This window comes from Deinococcus radiodurans R1 = ATCC 13939 = DSM 20539 (assembly GCF_000008565.1).
GTDB lineage: Bacteria > Deinococcota > Deinococci > Deinococcales > Deinococcaceae > Deinococcus > Deinococcus radiodurans.
Window position 1 is genome coordinate 2,392,437 of sequence record NC_001263.1, and the last position, 16,363, is coordinate 2,408,799.

Genomic DNA, 16,363 nt, shown 5'->3' on the forward strand with positions numbered 1-16,363 from the left:
AACGGCGTGACCGTCTCCGACGACACCATCGGCACCAACGTACAAGACGGGGTGCGGGGCGTGCAGCGTCTGACCTACATCGGCGTGCCCCTCAAGGGCGGCACTAACGTCCTGCGCGTTTTAAACGACGAAATCAGCGTGTCGCTGGTCGGCTCGACGGCCCAGATCGAGGTCAAGCCGCTCGCACTTCAGGCCGACGGCAGCTCGCCGGTGCGCGTGCAACTGCGGGCGCTCGACGAGTTCGGCAAGCTCACCAGCCAGCCGACCATCACCGTGCGGACCAATCTCGAACCCCGGCTGCCCGACGCCAACCCCGGCGAACCCGGTTATCAGGTGCGGCTCACCGAGGGCGTAGGCGTGCTCGAATTGCAGCCGCAGTCCGCGCCCACCAGTCTGAAAGTGGACGTGCTGCAAGGCGAAAAAGTCAAGACCTACCGCTACGAGGTGACGCCTGACCGCAGCCGCGTGGGCATCGGGGTCCTGAGCGCGACGCTGGGCCTCGACGGCGACTTCGAGCTGCAAGACGACGTGACCTGGCAGGCCCGCGGCGCCTACGAAGGCCCGCTCGGCGCCGGCAAACTGTATGTCGCTGCCGACAAGGACGGACTGCCGACCGACCGCAACACCCTGATCCGCAACACCGTCTATGGCGACGCCAGCACCGAAAGCGTGCCTCTGCAGGGCATCGACCCGGTGGCCTTCAGCTACGACCACCCCCAGTTCCGCGCCGAGTACCGCCGCACCAGCCTACCCATCGACGTGCTGCCGGTGGGCGAGAACCTCACGGCGCTGACGGCCTATTCCAAGACCAACCCGCGCGTCTCGGGATTCGTCGCGCTCGTGCCCGAAGACCGCGTGGTCAACCGGCCCCTGACGCCCGAAGGCACCCGGCTCCTGCGGCTGGGCGACACCGGCGTTAGCCTGGGCAGCGAAACCCTGGAACTCGTGACGCTCGAACGCAGCACCGGCAAGGAATTGCAGCGCGAAAAACTGGTCCGCAACGTGGACTACGTGCTCGACCCACGCAGCGGCGTCGTGACCTTCAACCGCGCCATCGACCGGCTCGACGCGGAGCTCAACGAGCGGGTGGTGTACGCCAGCTACCGCCTCGACAACCCGCTCGCCAACCGCCGCACTGCCTACGGCGCCCAGATCAAGACGACCGGCACGAACTCCAGCGTCGGGGTGGCCGCCGTCTACCTCGACGGGCGCACGACCTACGGCGTCAAGGCGGATTACCAGCGCGGGCCGGTCAAGGCCAGCGGTCTGTTGGCCTACTCCGGCGGCGTGCAGGCGAGCGCCGACCTGAGTACGGTGCTCGCCCGCAACCACGACCTGAATTTCCGGGTGCGCTACCAGCAGGCCAGCTACGAGGGCCTCGCGCCCTTCGCACCGGGACTGGTGGTCAGTGGCCGCTACACCGGACGCCTGACACCGCGCCTGAACGCCGTGGCCGACGCCGAATACCGCGACATGCCCTCGCCGCGTGCCAGCGATGTGGAAAACGCCAATCACGCCCGGGGCGGCAACGTGACCGCCCGCGCCGTGTATCACCTCGACCCCTTCACGGTGGGCGCCGGGGTGAGCTACGCCTTCGGCGACCGCTCCGGCCTGGGGCTGGTGGGCAGCGTGGGCTACCAGCGCGAACCGATTTCGGTCGACGTGGTCCACACCCAGCCGATCATCGGCGACCTTGACCCCACCACCGACATCAGCAGCCGGTTTCGCATTCGCAAGGACCTCACCCTGGGCTTCAACGACAAGATCACCTGGGGGGTCGGGCAGGCCGCCGCGCTCACGCTCGACACCATGATCGGCAACGTGAACTACGCCGTGGGCTACGAGCTGCCCACCGCCAGCGGCGCCGGCAACCGCGCCCGCTTCGGCGCGACCACCACGCTGCCGCTGAATGACCGCACGGCGCTGAATCTGCGCGGCAACGTGCTTTACGACGTGGGGAAAGGCGCGTTCGAGGGGGCGACCGGCGCCGACATCAACTACAAGACCGACCGCCTCAGCGCCACCGTCGGCACTGACGTGTCCTACCGGGGCGACACCGGCTTCGGCGTGGTGCTGCGCGGCGGCGTGACCGGCAGTGTGACCGACGAACTCACCCTGAACGCGGGCGGCACCGCCGAGTTCGGCCAGGGCCGACGCGGCGAGCGACTGGAGCTGGGGTACGCCTACCGGGGCCGCAGCCTGAGCAGCCTGGGCTATGGCCGCTACGTGGCCGGCTCGCTCGCGGGGGGGAAGCCGGAACTCAGTTTCGGAGTCAGCGCCGCCTACCGCCTGCCCAACTGGGCCGTGCGCGGCGGTGTCGAAAGCCGCACCCAGCTCGACGACCGCGACAGCTTCACCCTCCAGGGCTGGCTGGGCAGCAGCTACTACCTGACAGACCGCCTCGCGGTGGGCGCCTGGGCGCGCGCCCTGACCCAGCCCGCCAGTCAGACCACCCTCTTCGGCTACGGCGTGGAAGGCAGCGTGCGCCCGCTGCCCGGCACCTGGCTGACCGCCGGTTACAACTTCAGGGGCTTCGAGGGCTTTCAGAGTTCGTCCACCTATACCCGCCAGGGCCCTTACCTGCGCCTCGACCTGACGCTCGACGAAACGCTCGGACAGCCGCAGCGCTGAGCTGTTGAACATGTAAGGTCAGGTCGCGCTCCCTTCCGGACCAGTACGCCCGCTAGAGTTCAAGGCTGTATGACGTCTCACCTGCGCGGCATTCTGCTTCTGCTTCTGGTCACCGCCATCTGGGGCAGCACCTTCGCGGTGGTCAAGGAGCTCGGCGCCCTACTCGCGCCCCCGGTGCTGCTCGCCTGGCGCTTTTCCATCGGCGCGCTGGTGCTGCTGCCGCTGGCGGCGCTGAGGCGAACGCCCGCGCCTACAGTGACCGTCACCCAGGCCGACGGCACCAGCCTGTGGAGCGACGGCATGGTGCTGGGGCTGTGGCTGATCGCGGGGTACGGCACCCAGACGATTGCCCTGCAAACGACGACCGCCAACCGGGCGGCCTTTTTCACGGCGCTGAGCGTGGTGCTGGTGCCGGTGTGGCTCACGCTGGTGCAGCGGCGGCGAATGCCCGCCGTGCTGTGGGCTGCGCTGCCGCTGGCGGTCGCGGGACTGGCGCTGCTCTCGTGGGAGGGCGGCGCCTGGGTCAGCGGCGACGCCTGGGCGCTGGCGTGCGCCGTCACCTACGCCGGATTCATCCTGGCGCTGGAAAAACTCGCTTCGCGGCACGCGGCGCTGCCGTTCACGCTCGCGCAGGTTCTGTCGGTGGCGCTGGTCGCCTGGGGCTGGGCCCTGCTGAGCGGCGCACCGCTGTGGCCTCCGCAGGCGGCCTGGGCGCCGCTGTTTTACCTCGGCGTGGTCGCCACCGCCGGCACCACACTGCTGCAAACACTGGGCCAGCGCCACGTCAGCGCCGCCGAGGCGAGCCTGATCTACGCCCTGGAGCCGGTCAGCGCGGCCCTGTTCAGCTTCGCCCTGATCGGCGAGCGGGTCGGCGCACGCGGCGCCCTGGGCGGGGCACTCGTCGTTCTTGCCACCGTCCTCAGCAGCCGGGCCGGGGAAACGGAGCCGGTTGCACGTGTCCTCGACAGCTCGCAAGACGATTGATGGACTTCGTTCAAGACGGACTTTCAGAATCAAGTATGTCAGTGAACGAATATTATTAGAGCTGACGGAAGATGAACGGCGGCGACACTGGATGAAAGTACGGCGCAGCGAGGCAATATGCCTCCGCCGCTTTCCAAAGAATGAGTTTCCTGGCTACATTTCTCACCGCCAGAACCGACAAGATGGAAGCACATGAAGCTGCCTGCCATGCTCCTCTCATCAGCGCTGCTGCTCGGCTCATGGGCGGCGGCTCAGACAGATCCCTTTTTGCGCGCCGCGCCGGCCCAGGTCAAACCGACGGTGCGCGGCAGCGCGGCAGCGCCCCCCAGCGCTGCTCCCTCCTTCGCCACACCGTCGGCGGCCACGCAGCCGCTGGCCCAGGCCAAGGAAACGACTTTCGGAAGCCCGCGCATCAGCGGCACGGCGGAAGCCACCAAACTGGTGTTCGACCTGCCCAAGGGCATGACCTACACGCTGGTGCCGACCTTCGGCGGCCTGCGGATCGACGTGGGCGGGGTGCGGGTGGCTCCGGCCTCGTCGCTGCGGCTGGCCGAGAACCTCACCGAGTACCGCGCCAACAACGGGCAGATCATCATGGGCACGCCCTTTCCCCTGTCGCTGAGCGACGGCTGGCGGGCGACCGAGGCGACCATCGCCAACGGCAACCGGGTGCTGATCGTCGAACTCGGCTCGCAACTGCGCGGCGGGGCCGGCAACGTGGGCGGGCGGGTGCTCGCCGCGGCGCCTGCCGACCCGCGTGCCCAGGCGAGCTTGCAGGCCCCGGTGCCGGTGACCGACACGGCGGCGAGCAGCGCCCTCACCAGCCACCTCCCCCCCGGCGACAGCGTCAAGCAGCAGCCCGCCACCCCGCCGGCGCCCCTGGCCCCGCTGCCCGGCGCCGATACCGCCCGCCCCAGCGCGCTGGTGGGCCGCATGCCCGGCTCGCTGAGCAGCGGCGCCACCGTAACCACGCCGCGTATCGGCAAGAACCCCGGCGTGACCCGCATGGTCCTCGACCTGCCGCCGGGCGCGGGCTACCGCATCGTGCCGGGCACGGTGGGGCTGCGCGTCGAACTGCTCGGCGTGGGCCTGGGCGACGCCAACACCAACGAGCAGAACACCTCCGCCGAGGTCCGCGCCTGGCGCTACGAGCCCTCCGCCGAAGGGGTCAACCTCAGCATCGTGACCGGCTCGCCGACCACCTCGCGCAGCGGCTGGCGGGCGCAGGTGCTGCCGCCGCTCAACAGCGAGCGCTCGCGGTTGGTGCTCGACATTTCTCCGGCGATGGCGAACCTGACTCCGCTTTCGCCCCGCGACAAGGTGCTCGCCGCTGTGCCCCCCATGACGGCGAGCAGCGGCGCGGCGGTGCTGTCGCTGCGGGCGGCCTCGGTGCGGCCCCGCGTGATCATCGACCCCGGTCACGGCGGCAAGGACCCCGGCGCCACCGGAGCGATCACCGAAAAGGACGTGACCCTCGACGTGGCGCGGCGGGTGCGTGACCTGCTCGTCGCCGCCGGGGTGGACGCCGTGCTGACGCGCGAAACCGACCGCGAACTGCACCCCGACAAGAACACCGACCTGCAAATGCGCGCCAAGATGGGCACCCCCGGCACCCAGATGTTCGTGAGCATCCATGTCAACGCCACCGAAGCCAGCGCCGCGCTCGCGGGCTACGGCATCGAAACGTGGTGGAATCCCAACCACGCGCTGTCCTACCAGCTCGCCACCGTCTTGCAGCGCGACATGGTCGACGTGACCGGCGCCTTCGACCGGGGCATCAAGGGCTACCGCTCGCTGAGCGTGCTGCGCAACAGCCGCATCCCGGCGGCGCTGGTCGAGATCGGCTTTACCAGCCACCCCGTCGACGGCCAGAACCTCGCCGACAACAACTACCTCGACCGCGTGGCGATGGGCATCGCTTCCGGCATCCGCGACGCGCTGATGACCGGCGTGAGCGCCGCAGGCAAACCGGCGGCGTCGGCGGTGGGCGGCGGACCGTAAGGGCAGGCAGTCCGCACCAAAAAATCTGGCCCCTGCACTGAGCTGAGGGCCAGATTTTTCGGTGACGTCACGTTTCCGAAGAAAGCTGCCGCCCGGCGTTTTCGCCGTCTTCCTGCCCGCCACCGGGGCCGGCGCTGTCGGGGCCGGCGCTGTCAGGGCTGGCCGCCACCGCCTTGTGGACCAGCGGCATGATCGTCAGTCCCTGCACGGCGATGCTGAACAGCACGATGATGTAGGTCGCCGTGACGAGGTGGGTGCGGTAGGGCGTTTGGGGCAGGCCCAGCACCAGGCTGATGGCGATGCCGCCGCGCAGCCCCCCCCAGGTGAGCAGCCGCACGGTGTAGGGGCCGTAATCCTCGTGGCGCCGGATAAGTGGGAAGGGCAGCGCCACGCTGATCCAACGGGCGAGCAGCGAGGCGACGACCAGCAGCAGCCCCGCCACGATCTGCGGCCCGGTCGTTTCGGTGAGCAGCACGTCCAGCCCGATAAAGGCGAACAGCAGGATGTTGAGCACCTGATCGGTCGTTTCCCAGAAACTCTCGATGTGTTCGCGGGTTTCTTCCCCGAAGGCCACGTCGCGCCCCGCCGAGATGACCAGACCGGCGACCACCATCGCCAGCGGGCCGCTGACGCCCAGTGCCGAGGCCGCCACGTACCCGCCGACGACCAGCGCGAGGGTGATGAGCACCTCGACGGCGTGCTGCTCGATTTCGCGCAGCATCAGGAACCCGATGGCCCCCAGCAGCGCCCCGAACGCCATGCCGCCGAGCGCCTCGCGCCCGAACAGTTCCAGGGCGCCCACCACACTGCCGGTGCCGTGGCTGTGACCGATGCCCGCCATGCCCGCGATGACGAGGAAAATCACCACGCCCACGCCGTCGTTAAAGAGGCTTTCGCCCGCAATCAGGGTTTCGATGCGCTTGGGCACCGCCGCCCGCTTGAGCAGGTCGAGGACCGCCACCGGGTCGGTCGGCGAGATCAGTGCGCCGAACAGCAGCGACCACAGCAGCGGCACGTTCAGTCCCACTAGTCCGAAGATGCCGTAGGCGGCAAAGCCGATGAGGAAGGTACTCAGCAGCGTGCTGAACACCGCCAACGTCAGGATGCTGAAGCGCTGGCGCAGCAGTTGCCGGGCATCGAGGCCCAGCGCCCCGGCAAAGAGCAGGATGCTCAGAATCCCGTTGAGCACGAAGTCGGTAAAATCCAGGGTTTCGAGCAGCCCGGCGGCCCAACCACGCGGCCCGGTCAGGCCCAGCGCGTCGAGGGCGATGAGGAGCATGCTCGACAGCGCGCCCGCCAGCGTCACCCCGACGGTGGTCGGAAGTCTAAAGAAACGTTCATTCAGGAACGCCAGCACGGCGGTCACGCTGAGCAGGAGGGCAAATGCCGTGAGCATGTCTGTTACTCTAGGCGCTTCCAGGCGGAAACAAACCCACGTCCACATCCGGCACTTAATGACAGGGCGTCATTAAGTGTTACACTTCGAAATATGCCTGAACCCCGTCGCCGCCTGAGTGCGGAAGTCCGCCGTGAACAGATTCTGGAAGTCGCCTCGCAACTGTTTATCGAACGCGGCTTCGAGAACGTCAAGATGGCCGATATCGCCGAGCACCTCCAGACCTCGCGGCCCAACATCTACACCTACTACCCCTCGACCGAAGCGATTCTCGACATTCTGCTCGAACGCCGAATGGGGGACTGGCTGCAAGAAGTCGACCGGCGGGTCGCCGACAACAGCCTCTTTCCGCCCGACGACATGCTGCGCGCCCTGCTCGAGCACCGCGAACTGCTGCTGCTGCTCTACAGCGGCGGCGGCCCGCGCTTTCAGTCCCGTCGGCAGCGGGTGCTCGATTCGCTCGACCAGCACACCTACAACTACCTGCCCAGCAATGTCACGGAGGCGAACCCCGACCTGATTCTGGTGCAGCGCACGCTGGTGCTCTCCACCGCCCACGAACTGCTGCTGCACCCCGAGTACGACCGCGAACAGATCGGGCAACTCCTCAACATTATGTTGGTTTCGGCCTTCAAGGAACGGGTGCCTGATATCGACGAACAGATTCAGGCCAAGCACAGCCGCGCCTGAGCTCAGCCTTTCTGAACGCCGCCCCTTTGAGCGCAGTTTCCCTCTGCCGCTTACAGGGGTGGCAACGCCTGCGTCAACTCGCCGATCAGGTCCCGCGCCGTGAGGTCGAGCCGCACCGGCGACACGCTGATAAACCCCGCCTGCACCGCGCCGTAGTCGGTCTGTTCGTCGTGACCGTCGTGCGCGGTGCTGACCCCGGCGACCCAGTGGTAGTCGCGGCCCTCGGGGTCCTGGCGGGTCACCACGCTGTCTTCCCAGCGGTGGAGGCCCACCTCGGTCACGCGCACCCCACGCGGAGAGACGCGGGGAAAATTGACGTTGAGCAGCACACGCGGCGGCAGCCCCCGGCAGCAGACCTCGCGCGCCAACCGGGAAGCGTAGGCCGCCGAGGGCCCAAAGTCGTATTCGCCCGCTTCGTTGGCAAACTGGCTGAAGGCGATGGAGGGCAGCCCCAGGGTGAGTCCCTCGATGGCCGCCGCCACCGTGCCCGAGTGCGTGAGGTCCTCGCCGAGATTGGGGCCGATGTTGATGCCGCTGACGACCAGGTCGGGCCGCCCCAGCAGATGCACGCCCAGCACCACGCAGTCGGCGGGGGTGCCGTCCACCCGGTAGGCCGGAATGTCACCGAAGCCCGCCGCCGCCGTGTGCTTGAAGCGCAGCGGGCGGCGAATGGTGATGCCGTGCCCCACCGCCGACTGCTCCACGTCGGGCGCGACGACCACCACGTCGGCCCACTCGCTCAGCGCCAGCCCCAGCGCCTTGATGCCGGGCGCGAAAATGCCGTCGTCGTTGGCGACCAGGACGCGGGGACGAGCGGACGGGGACGCGGCGGGCCGGGCAGGGTCAGGCACAGTCATGAAGCGCAGGGTAGCGCGGGGCCGTCTGCCCTCCTCCGGGGTCTACGGGGCTACCCTGGGGGCACCATGACCGTCATTCGAACGCTGGAAGACCTCGAAAGCCTGTTCGGGGAAGTGGGGGCTCCCTCGCTCCAGAAGGAAACAGACGTGCTGCACTCGGTGTACCGCCAGTGGCTGGAGGCCGCCCCCTTCGCGGTGCTGGCGACCTCGGGCCCGGGCGGTCTGGACGCTTCGCCGCGCGGGGACCCGGCGCCGCTGGTGCGCGTGACCGACGAGCGCACCCTGCTGCTGCCCGAGCGCCGGGGCAACAACCGCATCGACAGCCTGCGTAACCTGCTGAGCGACCCCCGGGTGGGCCTGCTTTTTTTCATTCCCGGCGTGAACGAGACGCTGCGGGTCAACGGCACCGCCCGCATCCTGACCACGCCGGACCTGCTCGCCTCCTTCGCCCAGGACGGCAAGCTGCCGAAATGCGTGCTGGAAATCACGGTAGACACGGTCTTTTTCCAGTGCGGGCGGGCCATGCTGCGCTCGGTGCTGTGGACCGGGCCGTCGGCGGCTGAGGTGCCCACCCCCGGCGCGATGCTGGCCGCCCTGACCCGCGGCGAGGTGGACGGCGCGGACTACGACGCTGCCCTGCCGCAGCGGCAACGCGACACGCTGTACTGAGCCGCCTGCCCCATTCAGGCCCCGGCCCGCTCACCACCACCCGCGCCGCTTGAACCAGTAGGTCAGCAGCCCGCCGATGAGCAGGAATGTCAGCCAGGCAAAGGCGTAGCCGTAACGGGTGGCGAGCTCGGGCATGTGCTGAAACTTCATGCCCCACACCCCGGCGAGGAAGGTGAGCGGCAGAAACACCACGCTCACGGAGGTCAGCGTCCGCATCACCTCGTTCATGCGCTGGCCCTGAAGGGCGAGGTGCAGGTCGAGCAGGCTGCTGAGCGACTCGCGCAGGCCGTCGAGGCGGCTGCCCACCCGGGTAAAGCTGTCCTGCACGTCGCGGTAACGGACCTGTTCAGCAGCGGTAGAGGCCTGCCGGCCCAGCAGCGCGCTCGCCTCGCGGGCGTCGGTCGTCAGCCGCCGCGCCTGCCCCAGCAGATGCTTGAGGTCGAACACCGGCTCCACCGGGTTGAAGCGGGGGCTGCGGAAAATCTGTTCTTCCAGCGCGTCCACCTGCGCTTCGAGCGCGTCGGCGGCGAGAAAAAAGCCGTCGGCGGTCTGGTCGAGCAGCTCGTAGGTGACCTCCTGCGCGGTGTTGACCGTCTCGCGCCCCACCAGCGCCCACACCGTCCCGAGGGCCCGCGTGCCGCTGCGGCTGTGGGTGAGCACCGCCCCGTGCGGGCTGTCCGTGCGCGGGGGAAAGGCGAAGATGCTGACGCGCTCGGTGAACTCGTCGGGCTGCTCGGGGTGGGCGAACTGCGCACCGTCACGAAGGTGTGCTCGGGGTACTGCTCGGCGCGGGTCCAGTGGCCCTGCTCCAGCGCGTCTTCCAGCGCCAGCCGGTTGAGCGGAAAAGCGGCCTGCAAGCGGGCGAGTTCCTCGGCGGTGGGGTCTTGCGCGTCCACCCACACGTCCGCCGTCTGCCCATCCCAGTTCAGTTCCTGACCACTGGCGAGGTCCTTGGCACGAATCATGGGGCTCAGGGTAGAGCGCGCCGCAGGGCAGTGGGGCTGACAATAAAGCGGCACACTGAGCGCATGACCGATTCCGAACGTGACAGCGCCCCGCCCGTCGCCGCCGAACTTAGCGTGCACGCCGACGAACACGCCGAGAGCCGCGAGGTCGTGGCCGAGCAGGGCCCGCCCCCCGCCGACTTCGCGCAGCGCCCTGCCAGTGGAGTGTCCGCCAACTCGGGCCAGAGCCTGAGCGCCGAGCAGGTCGCGGCCCTGACCGGCGGCGATACGGAAACTGCCGACATCAACGCTGCGCTTAAGGACGCCGAAGGGATAGACCCCAGCAACTGAGCGCCCAGACCGGCGCGGCGGGGCTATCCTCGGCCTCATGCAGACGCCCATGCAAACCGTAGACGACCTGCGCAGCGTGTGCGACGAGTTGCCGCATTCGCTCGAAACCTTCCCTTTCGACGACGAAACGCTGGTCTTCAAGGTCGGCTACCTCTCCAAGTCCCGCATGTACGCCCTGACCGACATCACCCAGGACCCGCTGCGCCTGAGCCTGAAAGTGGACCCCGAGCGCGGAGAGGAACTGCGGCAGGCGCACCCGCAGAGCATCGCGCCGGGGTATCACCTGAACAAAAAGCACTGGGTGACGGTCACGCTGGACGGCACGGTGCCTGCTGAACTGCTCGGCGAGCTGCTGCGCGGGAGTTACCTGCTGGTGACGAAGAAGGGCTTCACGAAGGCGGAACGGAAAGAATTGGGGCTGCCTGACAGCCTGTAAGACTCTGGACAGCGGCGGCTGGCAACCCTGAAAGCATGACCTTTCAGATGGCGTTTGGGTTTCTGCTGATTGCGCTGGCCCTCTTCTGGGTCGGACTGCTGCTCTGGACCCAACCCCGCTCAACACAACCACGTTCAACCCAATCCCGTTCAACACAGACCCGTTCAACACAGACCCGTTCAAGCTCGCCACGCCCCACACCGCCCCGCCAAGCGCCTCCCTCCTCCACCCCAGAACCCCGCATTCCAGTCAAGCCCATCCCCACCGGGGGTGACGAACAGCTCTGGCGCGAGAAGCTGCTGACCATCACACGGGGGAACGTCGGGGCCATCGAGCGCGGAGTGGCGGCCAAACGGCAACGGTTTCCGCAGCTCCCTGAGGCCGAACTGCTCAAACTGCTTTACGAGGAATACCTGCGCGACCGCCGCTGAAGCGGTCCTGCGCGGAGCGCCCCTACACTGGCGGGCATGAACCCGACCATCAACCTCGGCAGCGGCACCGGCCTCGTTCTCGGCGTGGTGGCAGCGGGCCTGATTCTCGGCTACGGCGTGTGGACCGGGCAGCGCGACGCGGGCCTGCGCGCAGCCCTGGGCGTGCTGCTCACCACGCTGCTGTGTGGACTGCCGCCTCTGCTGCTGGCGACCTTCCCGATGGTGGGCTTTTTCCTGAACGGGTCGCGGGTCGGGGTGACCCTGCGCCTGTTTGTGCTGAGTGCGCTTTCGCTCGCGCTGGCCTTCTTGCCGCTGCTGGTCGCCGCGAACTGGCTGGAAGTGCTCCGGCGCCCGTCGGCATGGGAACGGCAATAGGTTGCCGCTCCCGCCCTAGCGGGTATCCACCGTGCGTGAGGAGCCTACACGTTTCACCAGTCCAGCCTCGACCTTTTTGGCTCTCCAGAGCAGGCCGGTATGCACCATCATCCGGCGCGGCGGGCAGCAGACGAACACGGCGCGGGTGCCCAGCAGTTCCCGGGGCGTCGCGTCTGGCCCCAGGCGAAGTTCCTGAATCTCGCTCCACGACGCCCGCGCTCACCACAGCCCGTAAAACAGGTCGGTGCATTCCACCCCGTCATCATCCACCACCAGCCGCAGGGTCAGCAGCCCCAGGGACAGCCAGATATGCGCCAGCCCTATGAGCACCGCTAAGAGCGCGTCATACCAGGGAATATCGCCCTGGCTCTGGCGCAGCGCTTCGAAACAGCCCCAGGCGATGAGGGCCCACATCGGCCCAATCGTCAGCAGGGGCAAAGGATGGATAAAGCACGTCTGACGACCGGACGGCGGCGAATTCGGGAACTTCGGAGGCACGGGCGGGAGGCTCATGCACTCACCGGGCTCTCGGCGTACTGGCTCGCTTGCAGTTCCCACAGCTCGGCATATTCGCCGCCGCGCGTCAGCAGTTCGGTGTGGGTGCCGTCTTCGATGAGGCGGCCCCGCTTCATCACCAGCACGCGGTCGGCCATCAGCACGCTGCCGAGGCGGTGGGTGATGAGCAGGGTGGTGCGGCCCTGCGAAAGAGCGGCGAAGGCGTCGAAGACTTCCTTTTCACTGCGCGGGTCGAGCGCCGCCGTCGGTTCGTCCAGGATGAGCACGCGGGCCTCGCGGTACAGGGCGCGGGCGGTGGCGAGCTTTTGCCATTGCCCGCCCGAGAGGTCCACGCCGCCGAACGCCTGCCCGATGCGGGCGTCCAGGCCGCCGTCCACGTGGTTCAGCGCCGCGCCGAGCCCGCTCGCTTCCACCGCGTGCGACAGCTTGGCCGCGTCCTCAGGCTGGCCGAGGGTCACGTTGTCACGCAGCGTCCACTCGAAGCGGGCAAAGTCCTGAAACACCGCCGCCACCTGCCGCCGCCACGCGTTCACGTCCAGGTCGCGCAGGTCGGTCTGCTCGCCCGCGCCGCCAATCAGAATCCGGCCTTCCGAGGGGTCGTAAAAGCGCAGCAGCAGCTTGACCAGCGTGGTCTTCCCCGCCCCGTTTTCCCCCACGATGGCGACGGTCTGTCCCTCGGGAATGGTGAGCGAGAGGTGCTCGATGACCGGCGACTGGCCGCGGTAGCCGAACGACACGTCCTGCAAGGTCAGCGACAGCTCACGCGGCAGCGGGCGCGGGTCGGGGGCCAGGGTGACGCCGGGGGTGGCGTCGAGAAAACGGTGAAACTTGGCGAACCAGTTGAGGTGCTCGGTGCCGGTGCTCAGGTACTCCGAAATAGAGCGCAGTTCATCGCGGAGCCCCGCCAGCGCCGTGATGACCAGCACGACGCTGCCCGCCGTGTAGGTTCCGTGCTGGGCGCGGTTGACCACATACACGAACAGCCCCGCCGTGACGAGCAGTGACAGCGCCTGATAGGGCAGGATGCCGAGGAGTTGCTTGTTGCGGACACCGCGCATGGTCTGCTGGTAGGTCAGCGTGCGGCTCAGGTACTGCGACTGCAAGTAGGGCAGCAGGCCGTAGAGCCGCACTTCCTTGGCGTACTCGTGGCGCATGGCGACGCGCTGGAGATAGTTGACCTCGCGCGAGTCCTGGGTGCGCTGAATGAAAATGCTCCAGCCGAGCTTGTAGAACTCCATCTGCTTGAGGAGTGCAGGCAGCATCCCGGCGACCACCACCAGCGGCACCCACCAGCCGATGCTCAGCAGCGTGGCCGACACACTGACCGCACTAATCACTGACCGAATGAGATACAGCAGTGTAGACACCAGATTGAGTGGGCGGCGCGGCGCCCCCATCTGCAAAATCTCGATGTCATCGTGGAAGCGGGGGTCTTCGAGCACGTCCAGACCGGGGAGCTCGCCCATTTTGTTCATCAGCCGCCCCATCGTCTGCACGGTGAAGTGGTCGGCGGCGTAGCCCTGAAGCACCTGCGCCCCCACCCCCGTCACCTGCGTCAGCAGCGCCGTGCCTGCCCACGCTGCAGCCAGCAGCGTCAGGTTGGCCTCCCGCCCAGCCAGCGCCGCTCCCACGCCGTCCACCGTCCATTTGCCGAGCAGGATGGTCAGCGCGGGCATCAGGCCCTGCACGACCGCCATGCCGAGCATCAGCAGCACCAGCCTGGGAGCGCTGTGAATCAGGTCGGGCAGGGTGCGGGCCAGAACGGCGAGGAGCTCGCGGTTACTCAGGTCTTCTTTCTGGGGCAGGGGGCGCAGCATCTGCGCGGCAGCATAGAGGCAGAGGAGGAGGGGAAAAGGAAGCGCAGGCGCCGGGAGCGCGGGCGAAACGCGGCACAAAAGAAAACCCCCGCCACGAGGACGGGGAGTTTATTCTGGCGGGCCCTGAAGGACTTGAACCCTCGACCTACGGTTTTGGAGACCGCCGCTCTACCAACTGAGCTAAGAACCCTTGCCAATTTGAAGCTGTCATTTGAAGCACTGCCCGTTTTCAGGCTCAAGTAGGGTAGCAGAGCCGGGGCAGGGGCGCAACCATGCCCCCTAACACGCCCGAGGCGCGCCGCAGCCCCCGCCGGGCGCCCAAAGCTGCTACCTTCCCCCCATGACTGCCGAGAACAGGCCGCCGGTCGGCGACAAACAGGACAAGGGGCAGGCCGTACAGGAGATGTTCGCCTCCATCGCGCCGCGCTACGACCTGCTCAACCGGGTGCTGAGCCTGGGCGTGGACCGGGGGTGGCGCCGGGCAGCCGCTGCCGAGGCCCTGGCCCACTCGCCCCGCCGGGTGCTGGACGTGGCGACGGGCACCGGAGACTTTGCCATCGAACTCAAGGAACGTGCGCCGCAGGTGGAAATCGTCGGCTCCGACTTCGTGCCGCAGATGCTCGACCTCGCCCGCCAGAAAGCCGGGGCAAAGCAGCTCAGCATCCGCTTCGAAGAGGGTGACGCACTGCGGCTGCCCTACCCCGACGCTTCCTTCGACGCCGTGACCTGTGCCTTTGGCTTCCGTAATTTCGCTGATTACACGCAGGGCCTCGCCGAGATGTGGCGGGTGCTGACCCCCGGTGGGCGGCTGGTGCTGCTGGAATTTCCGCCCCCTGCGTCGGGACTGTTCGGGGCCGTCTTCCGGCTGTACTTCCAGCATGTGCTGCCGCGCATCGGGGCACTGGTCAGCGGCAACGCGGGCGCGTACACCTATCTGCCCGAGAGCGTCCTCGCGTTTCCCGAACCCGAGCGGCTGGCGCAAATGATGCGGGCGACGGGCTTTCGCACCCGCTACCGCGCCCTGACGTTCGGGATTGCGGGCATGTGGGTGGGCGACAAGCGCTGAGGCATTAGAGCATTAGACATAAGAACGCTTGTCGTTGTTGACCCTCTCCGCTGGTGGGAGAGGGCTTGCCGAAGGCAGGGGTGAGGGGGTCCTTTTCTGTCAAATGCTCTAGGAGCAGCTCAAGCCCCCATGCTGATCACGTTGCAGGTGCAGCGGCACAGCGAGGTCGTGCGGCCCTTCTCGTCCTTCATCTCGATTTCCCAGACCATCAGCGAGCGGCCCCGGTAGCTCAGGCGGGCCTCCGCCGTGACGTGCCCCTCCGACACGCCGCGCACGTGGGTGCCGTTGAGGTCCACGCCCACCGCCACCTGCCGCTGCGGGTCGAGGTTGAGCCATGAGCCCACGCTCGCCAGTTCCTCTGCAAGCGCGAGAGTGGCGCCGCCGTGCAGCCGTCCGGCGGGCTGGCGGTTGCCCTCCACCGGCATGGTCGCCACCACCCGCTCACGCGCCATGCTGACATACCGGATGCCCAGGCGAGCGCCCAGCGTGCCCGGCAGACCCTGGCCCTCGGGACCATTCATGCGGGCGGCGAGGGCCTCGGGGCTGAGCTGCTCGAAATCCTCGGGGGACGGGAGCGCCAGATCGGGGTGCAGCGTCATGGCCCCATGCTAGACGAGCAGCGGGGGCGCGGTCAGCACCTTCTAGCCTTGCCGCTTGCTGAGGGTGGCCCCCACGCCGAGGCCGTGGCCGTAGACGAGTTGTCCGCCGAGCAGCCCGGCAACGAGCGCCGCGCCCAGTCCCGCGCCCGACAGCGCTTTACCGAGGGTGCGCTTACCCTTGTGCCGGGCGAGGAGCGACGCGCCCGAGAGCAGAAACGCCGTTTCGCCCAGAGTCCCGTGAATCAGGCCGGTGCGGCGGGCCTGCCGCCGGGTGTTGCTCCAGTCGGTCCAGCCCGCCGCGATGGTCGGCACCGCGCCGATGGTGGCGAGCAGCAGCGCGAGGTCAGCGGCGCGCTCGGTTTGTTCGTCCCCTCCGGGCAGGAAATCCAGCAGGGCCGCCACCATCCAGCCCCCCAGCGGCAGGTGCACGAGCGCCGGGTGCAGGGGGTGGCCCTGGGGATCGCCGTGCAGAGCCGACACCACGCCCTCCGGCAGGTAATCCAGCGCGGCGCGCAGGACGGGTTGCAGTTCTTCTGCCAGCGTCTCCACCGTGTCGTGATTGCTCAGGCGGTCTTCCAGTTGATCGGTCAGGGTCATGCC

The 16,363-nt window shown here is 68.1% G+C and carries 17 protein-coding genes, 1 tRNA gene and 1 pseudogene; 10 read left to right on the top strand and 9 right to left on the bottom strand.

Features of this window, described 5'->3' with window-relative positions; all coding sequences use genetic code 11:
- Positions 1-6: 6 nt before the first annotated feature.
- From DR_RS12305 to DR_RS12315, 3 genes are all read left to right on the top strand, one after another.
- Positions 7-2,631, top strand: a complete 2,625-nt coding sequence (locus DR_RS12305) for a hypothetical protein (RefSeq protein WP_010889018.1) — start codon at positions 7-9, stop codon at positions 2,629-2,631.
- A gap of 69 nt (positions 2,632-2,700) precedes the next feature.
- Positions 2,701-3,615, top strand: coding sequence for a DMT family transporter (locus DR_RS12310; protein WP_010889019.1), 915 nt, complete (start codon positions 2,701-2,703; stop codon positions 3,613-3,615).
- 192 nt (positions 3,616-3,807) lie between these two features.
- Positions 3,808-5,616, top strand: a complete 1,809-nt coding sequence (locus DR_RS12315; protein WP_010889020.1) for an N-acetylmuramoyl-L-alanine amidase family protein — start codon at positions 3,808-3,810, stop codon at positions 5,614-5,616.
- A 67-nt stretch (positions 5,617-5,683) separates the two neighbouring features.
- Here the strand turns inward: DR_RS12315 and DR_RS12320 are convergent, their stop codons facing one another.
- A complete protein-coding gene (locus DR_RS12320) occupies positions 5,684-7,012 on the bottom strand; it encodes a cation:proton antiporter (protein WP_227085959.1) in 1,329 nt (442 codons plus the stop codon).
- Positions 7,013-7,105: 93 nt separating this feature from the next.
- On the opposite strand from DR_RS12320, the gene DR_RS12325 reads away from it, so the two are divergent.
- The gene (locus DR_RS12325; RefSeq protein ID WP_010889022.1) at positions 7,106-7,702 is read left to right on the top strand and encodes a TetR/AcrR family transcriptional regulator; all 597 of its coding nucleotides are present in this window, start codon (positions 7,106-7,108) and stop codon (positions 7,700-7,702) included.
- A 50-nt stretch (positions 7,703-7,752) separates the two neighbouring features.
- Here DR_RS12325 and surE read toward each other — a convergent pair whose 3' ends face one another.
- On the bottom strand, positions 7,753-8,559 hold the full coding sequence (gene surE, locus DR_RS12330; protein ID WP_010889023.1) for a 5'/3'-nucleotidase SurE: 807 nt from the start codon (positions 8,557-8,559) through the stop codon (positions 7,753-7,755).
- A gap of 66 nt (positions 8,560-8,625) precedes the next feature.
- On the opposite strand from surE, the gene DR_RS12335 reads away from it, so the two are divergent.
- A complete protein-coding gene (locus tag DR_RS12335; RefSeq protein WP_010889024.1) occupies positions 8,626-9,228 on the top strand; it encodes a pyridoxamine 5'-phosphate oxidase family protein in 603 nt (200 codons plus the stop codon).
- Between the two features lie 30 nt (positions 9,229-9,258).
- Here DR_RS12335 and DR_RS12340 read toward each other — a convergent pair whose 3' ends face one another.
- Together DR_RS12340 and DR_RS17075 are read right to left on the bottom strand one after the other, a co-directional pair.
- A complete protein-coding gene (locus DR_RS12340; RefSeq protein ID WP_268741598.1) occupies positions 9,259-9,888 on the bottom strand; it encodes a magnesium transporter CorA family protein in 630 nt (209 codons plus the stop codon).
- A 131-nt stretch (positions 9,889-10,019) separates the two neighbouring features.
- Positions 10,020-10,193 (bottom strand): annotated as a pseudogene (locus tag DR_RS17075) (magnesium transporter); the annotation flags it as partial.
- A gap of 63 nt (positions 10,194-10,256) precedes the next feature.
- Here DR_RS17075 and DR_RS12345 point away from each other — a divergent pair.
- Genes DR_RS12345 through DR_RS12360 form a run of 4 tightly spaced genes read left to right on the top strand, consistent with a single transcriptional unit; the run spans position 10,257 to position 11,765 of the window.
- Positions 10,257-10,523 carry a hypothetical protein gene (locus DR_RS12345; RefSeq protein ID WP_027480065.1) on the top strand — a complete coding sequence of 89 codons (267 nt, stop codon included), beginning with the start codon at positions 10,257-10,259 and terminating at the stop codon, positions 10,521-10,523.
- A 37-nt stretch (positions 10,524-10,560) separates the two neighbouring features.
- Entirely contained in the window at positions 10,561-10,959 is a 399-nt protein-coding gene (locus DR_RS12350) for an MmcQ/YjbR family DNA-binding protein (protein WP_010889026.1), read from the top strand.
- Positions 10,960-10,994: 35 nt separating this feature from the next.
- Positions 10,995-11,390, top strand: coding sequence for a hypothetical protein (locus DR_RS12355; protein WP_010889027.1), 396 nt, complete (start codon positions 10,995-10,997; stop codon positions 11,388-11,390).
- A gap of 36 nt (positions 11,391-11,426) precedes the next feature.
- On the top strand, positions 11,427-11,765 hold the full coding sequence (locus tag DR_RS12360) for a hypothetical protein (protein ID WP_010889028.1): 339 nt from the start codon (positions 11,427-11,429) through the stop codon (positions 11,763-11,765).
- A gap of 219 nt (positions 11,766-11,984) precedes the next feature.
- Here the strand turns inward: DR_RS12360 and DR_RS12365 are convergent, their stop codons facing one another.
- The 3 genes from DR_RS12365 to DR_RS12375 all read right to left on the bottom strand — a co-directional run bounded on the left by DR_RS12365 (position 11,985) and on the right by DR_RS12375 (position 14,288).
- Positions 11,985-12,179 (bottom strand): hypothetical protein, encoded by a 195-nt coding sequence (locus DR_RS12365; protein ID WP_027480064.1) that lies wholly within the window; start codon positions 12,177-12,179, stop codon positions 11,985-11,987.
- Positions 12,180-12,274: 95 nt separating this feature from the next.
- Entirely contained in the window at positions 12,275-14,098 is a 1,824-nt protein-coding gene (locus DR_RS12370) for an ABC transporter ATP-binding protein (protein WP_034350502.1), read from the bottom strand.
- A 114-nt stretch (positions 14,099-14,212) separates the two neighbouring features.
- Positions 14,213-14,288, bottom strand: a tRNA-Trp gene (locus DR_RS12375).
- A 150-nt stretch (positions 14,289-14,438) separates the two neighbouring features.
- On the opposite strand from DR_RS12375, the gene ubiE reads away from it, so the two are divergent.
- On the top strand, positions 14,439-15,164 hold the full coding sequence (ubiE, locus tag DR_RS12380) for a bifunctional demethylmenaquinone methyltransferase/2-methoxy-6-polyprenyl-1,4-benzoquinol methylase UbiE (protein WP_010889031.1): 726 nt from the start codon (positions 14,439-14,441) through the stop codon (positions 15,162-15,164).
- Positions 15,165-15,283: 119 nt separating this feature from the next.
- Here ubiE and DR_RS12385 read toward each other — a convergent pair whose 3' ends face one another.
- Positions 15,284-15,763: a PaaI family thioesterase gene (locus tag DR_RS12385; RefSeq protein ID WP_010889032.1), complete on the bottom strand. Its 480-nt coding sequence runs from the start codon at positions 15,761-15,763 to the stop codon at positions 15,284-15,286.
- Positions 15,764-15,805: 42 nt separating this feature from the next.
- Complete coding sequence (locus DR_RS12390) at positions 15,806-16,360, bottom strand: DUF2231 domain-containing protein (RefSeq protein WP_034350498.1); 555 nt, start codon at positions 16,358-16,360, stop codon at positions 15,806-15,808.
- Positions 16,361-16,363: the final 3 nt, after the last annotated feature.

Bases quoted from the DNA above. Each gene is read 5' to 3' on its own strand.
- DR_RS12335 (WP_010889024.1), top strand. From the start codon at position 8,626: ATGACCGTCATTCGAACGCTGGAAGACCTCGAAAGCCTGTTCGGGGAA.
- DR_RS12320 (WP_227085959.1), bottom strand. From the start codon at position 7,012: ATGCTCACGGCATTTGCCCTCCTGCTCAGCGTGACCGCCGTGCTGGCG.
- DR_RS12315 (WP_010889020.1), top strand. From the start codon at position 3,808: ATGAAGCTGCCTGCCATGCTCCTCTCATCAGCGCTGCTGCTCGGCTCA.
- DR_RS12360 (WP_010889028.1), top strand. From the start codon at position 11,427: ATGAACCCGACCATCAACCTCGGCAGCGGCACCGGCCTCGTTCTCGGC.
- ubiE (WP_010889031.1), top strand. From the start codon at position 14,439: ATGACTGCCGAGAACAGGCCGCCGGTCGGCGACAAACAGGACAAGGGG.
- DR_RS12310 (WP_010889019.1), top strand. From the start codon at position 2,701: ATGACGTCTCACCTGCGCGGCATTCTGCTTCTGCTTCTGGTCACCGCC.
- DR_RS12365 (WP_027480064.1), bottom strand. From the start codon at position 12,179: ATGTGGGCCCTCATCGCCTGGGGCTGTTTCGAAGCGCTGCGCCAGAGC.
- surE (WP_010889023.1), bottom strand. From the start codon at position 8,559: ATGACTGTGCCTGACCCTGCCCGGCCCGCCGCGTCCCCGTCCGCTCGT.
- DR_RS12350 (WP_010889026.1), top strand. From the start codon at position 10,561: ATGCAGACGCCCATGCAAACCGTAGACGACCTGCGCAGCGTGTGCGAC.
- DR_RS12390 (WP_034350498.1), bottom strand. From the start codon at position 16,360: ATGACCCTGACCGATCAACTGGAAGACCGCCTGAGCAATCACGACACG.
- DR_RS12355 (WP_010889027.1), top strand. From the start codon at position 10,995: ATGACCTTTCAGATGGCGTTTGGGTTTCTGCTGATTGCGCTGGCCCTC.
- DR_RS12370 (WP_034350502.1), bottom strand. From the start codon at position 14,098: ATGCTGCGCCCCCTGCCCCAGAAAGAAGACCTGAGTAACCGCGAGCTC.
- DR_RS12325 (WP_010889022.1), top strand. From the start codon at position 7,106: ATGCCTGAACCCCGTCGCCGCCTGAGTGCGGAAGTCCGCCGTGAACAG.
- DR_RS12385 (WP_010889032.1), bottom strand. From the start codon at position 15,763: ATGACGCTGCACCCCGATCTGGCGCTCCCGTCCCCCGAGGATTTCGAG.
- DR_RS12345 (WP_027480065.1), top strand. From the start codon at position 10,257: ATGACCGATTCCGAACGTGACAGCGCCCCGCCCGTCGCCGCCGAACTT.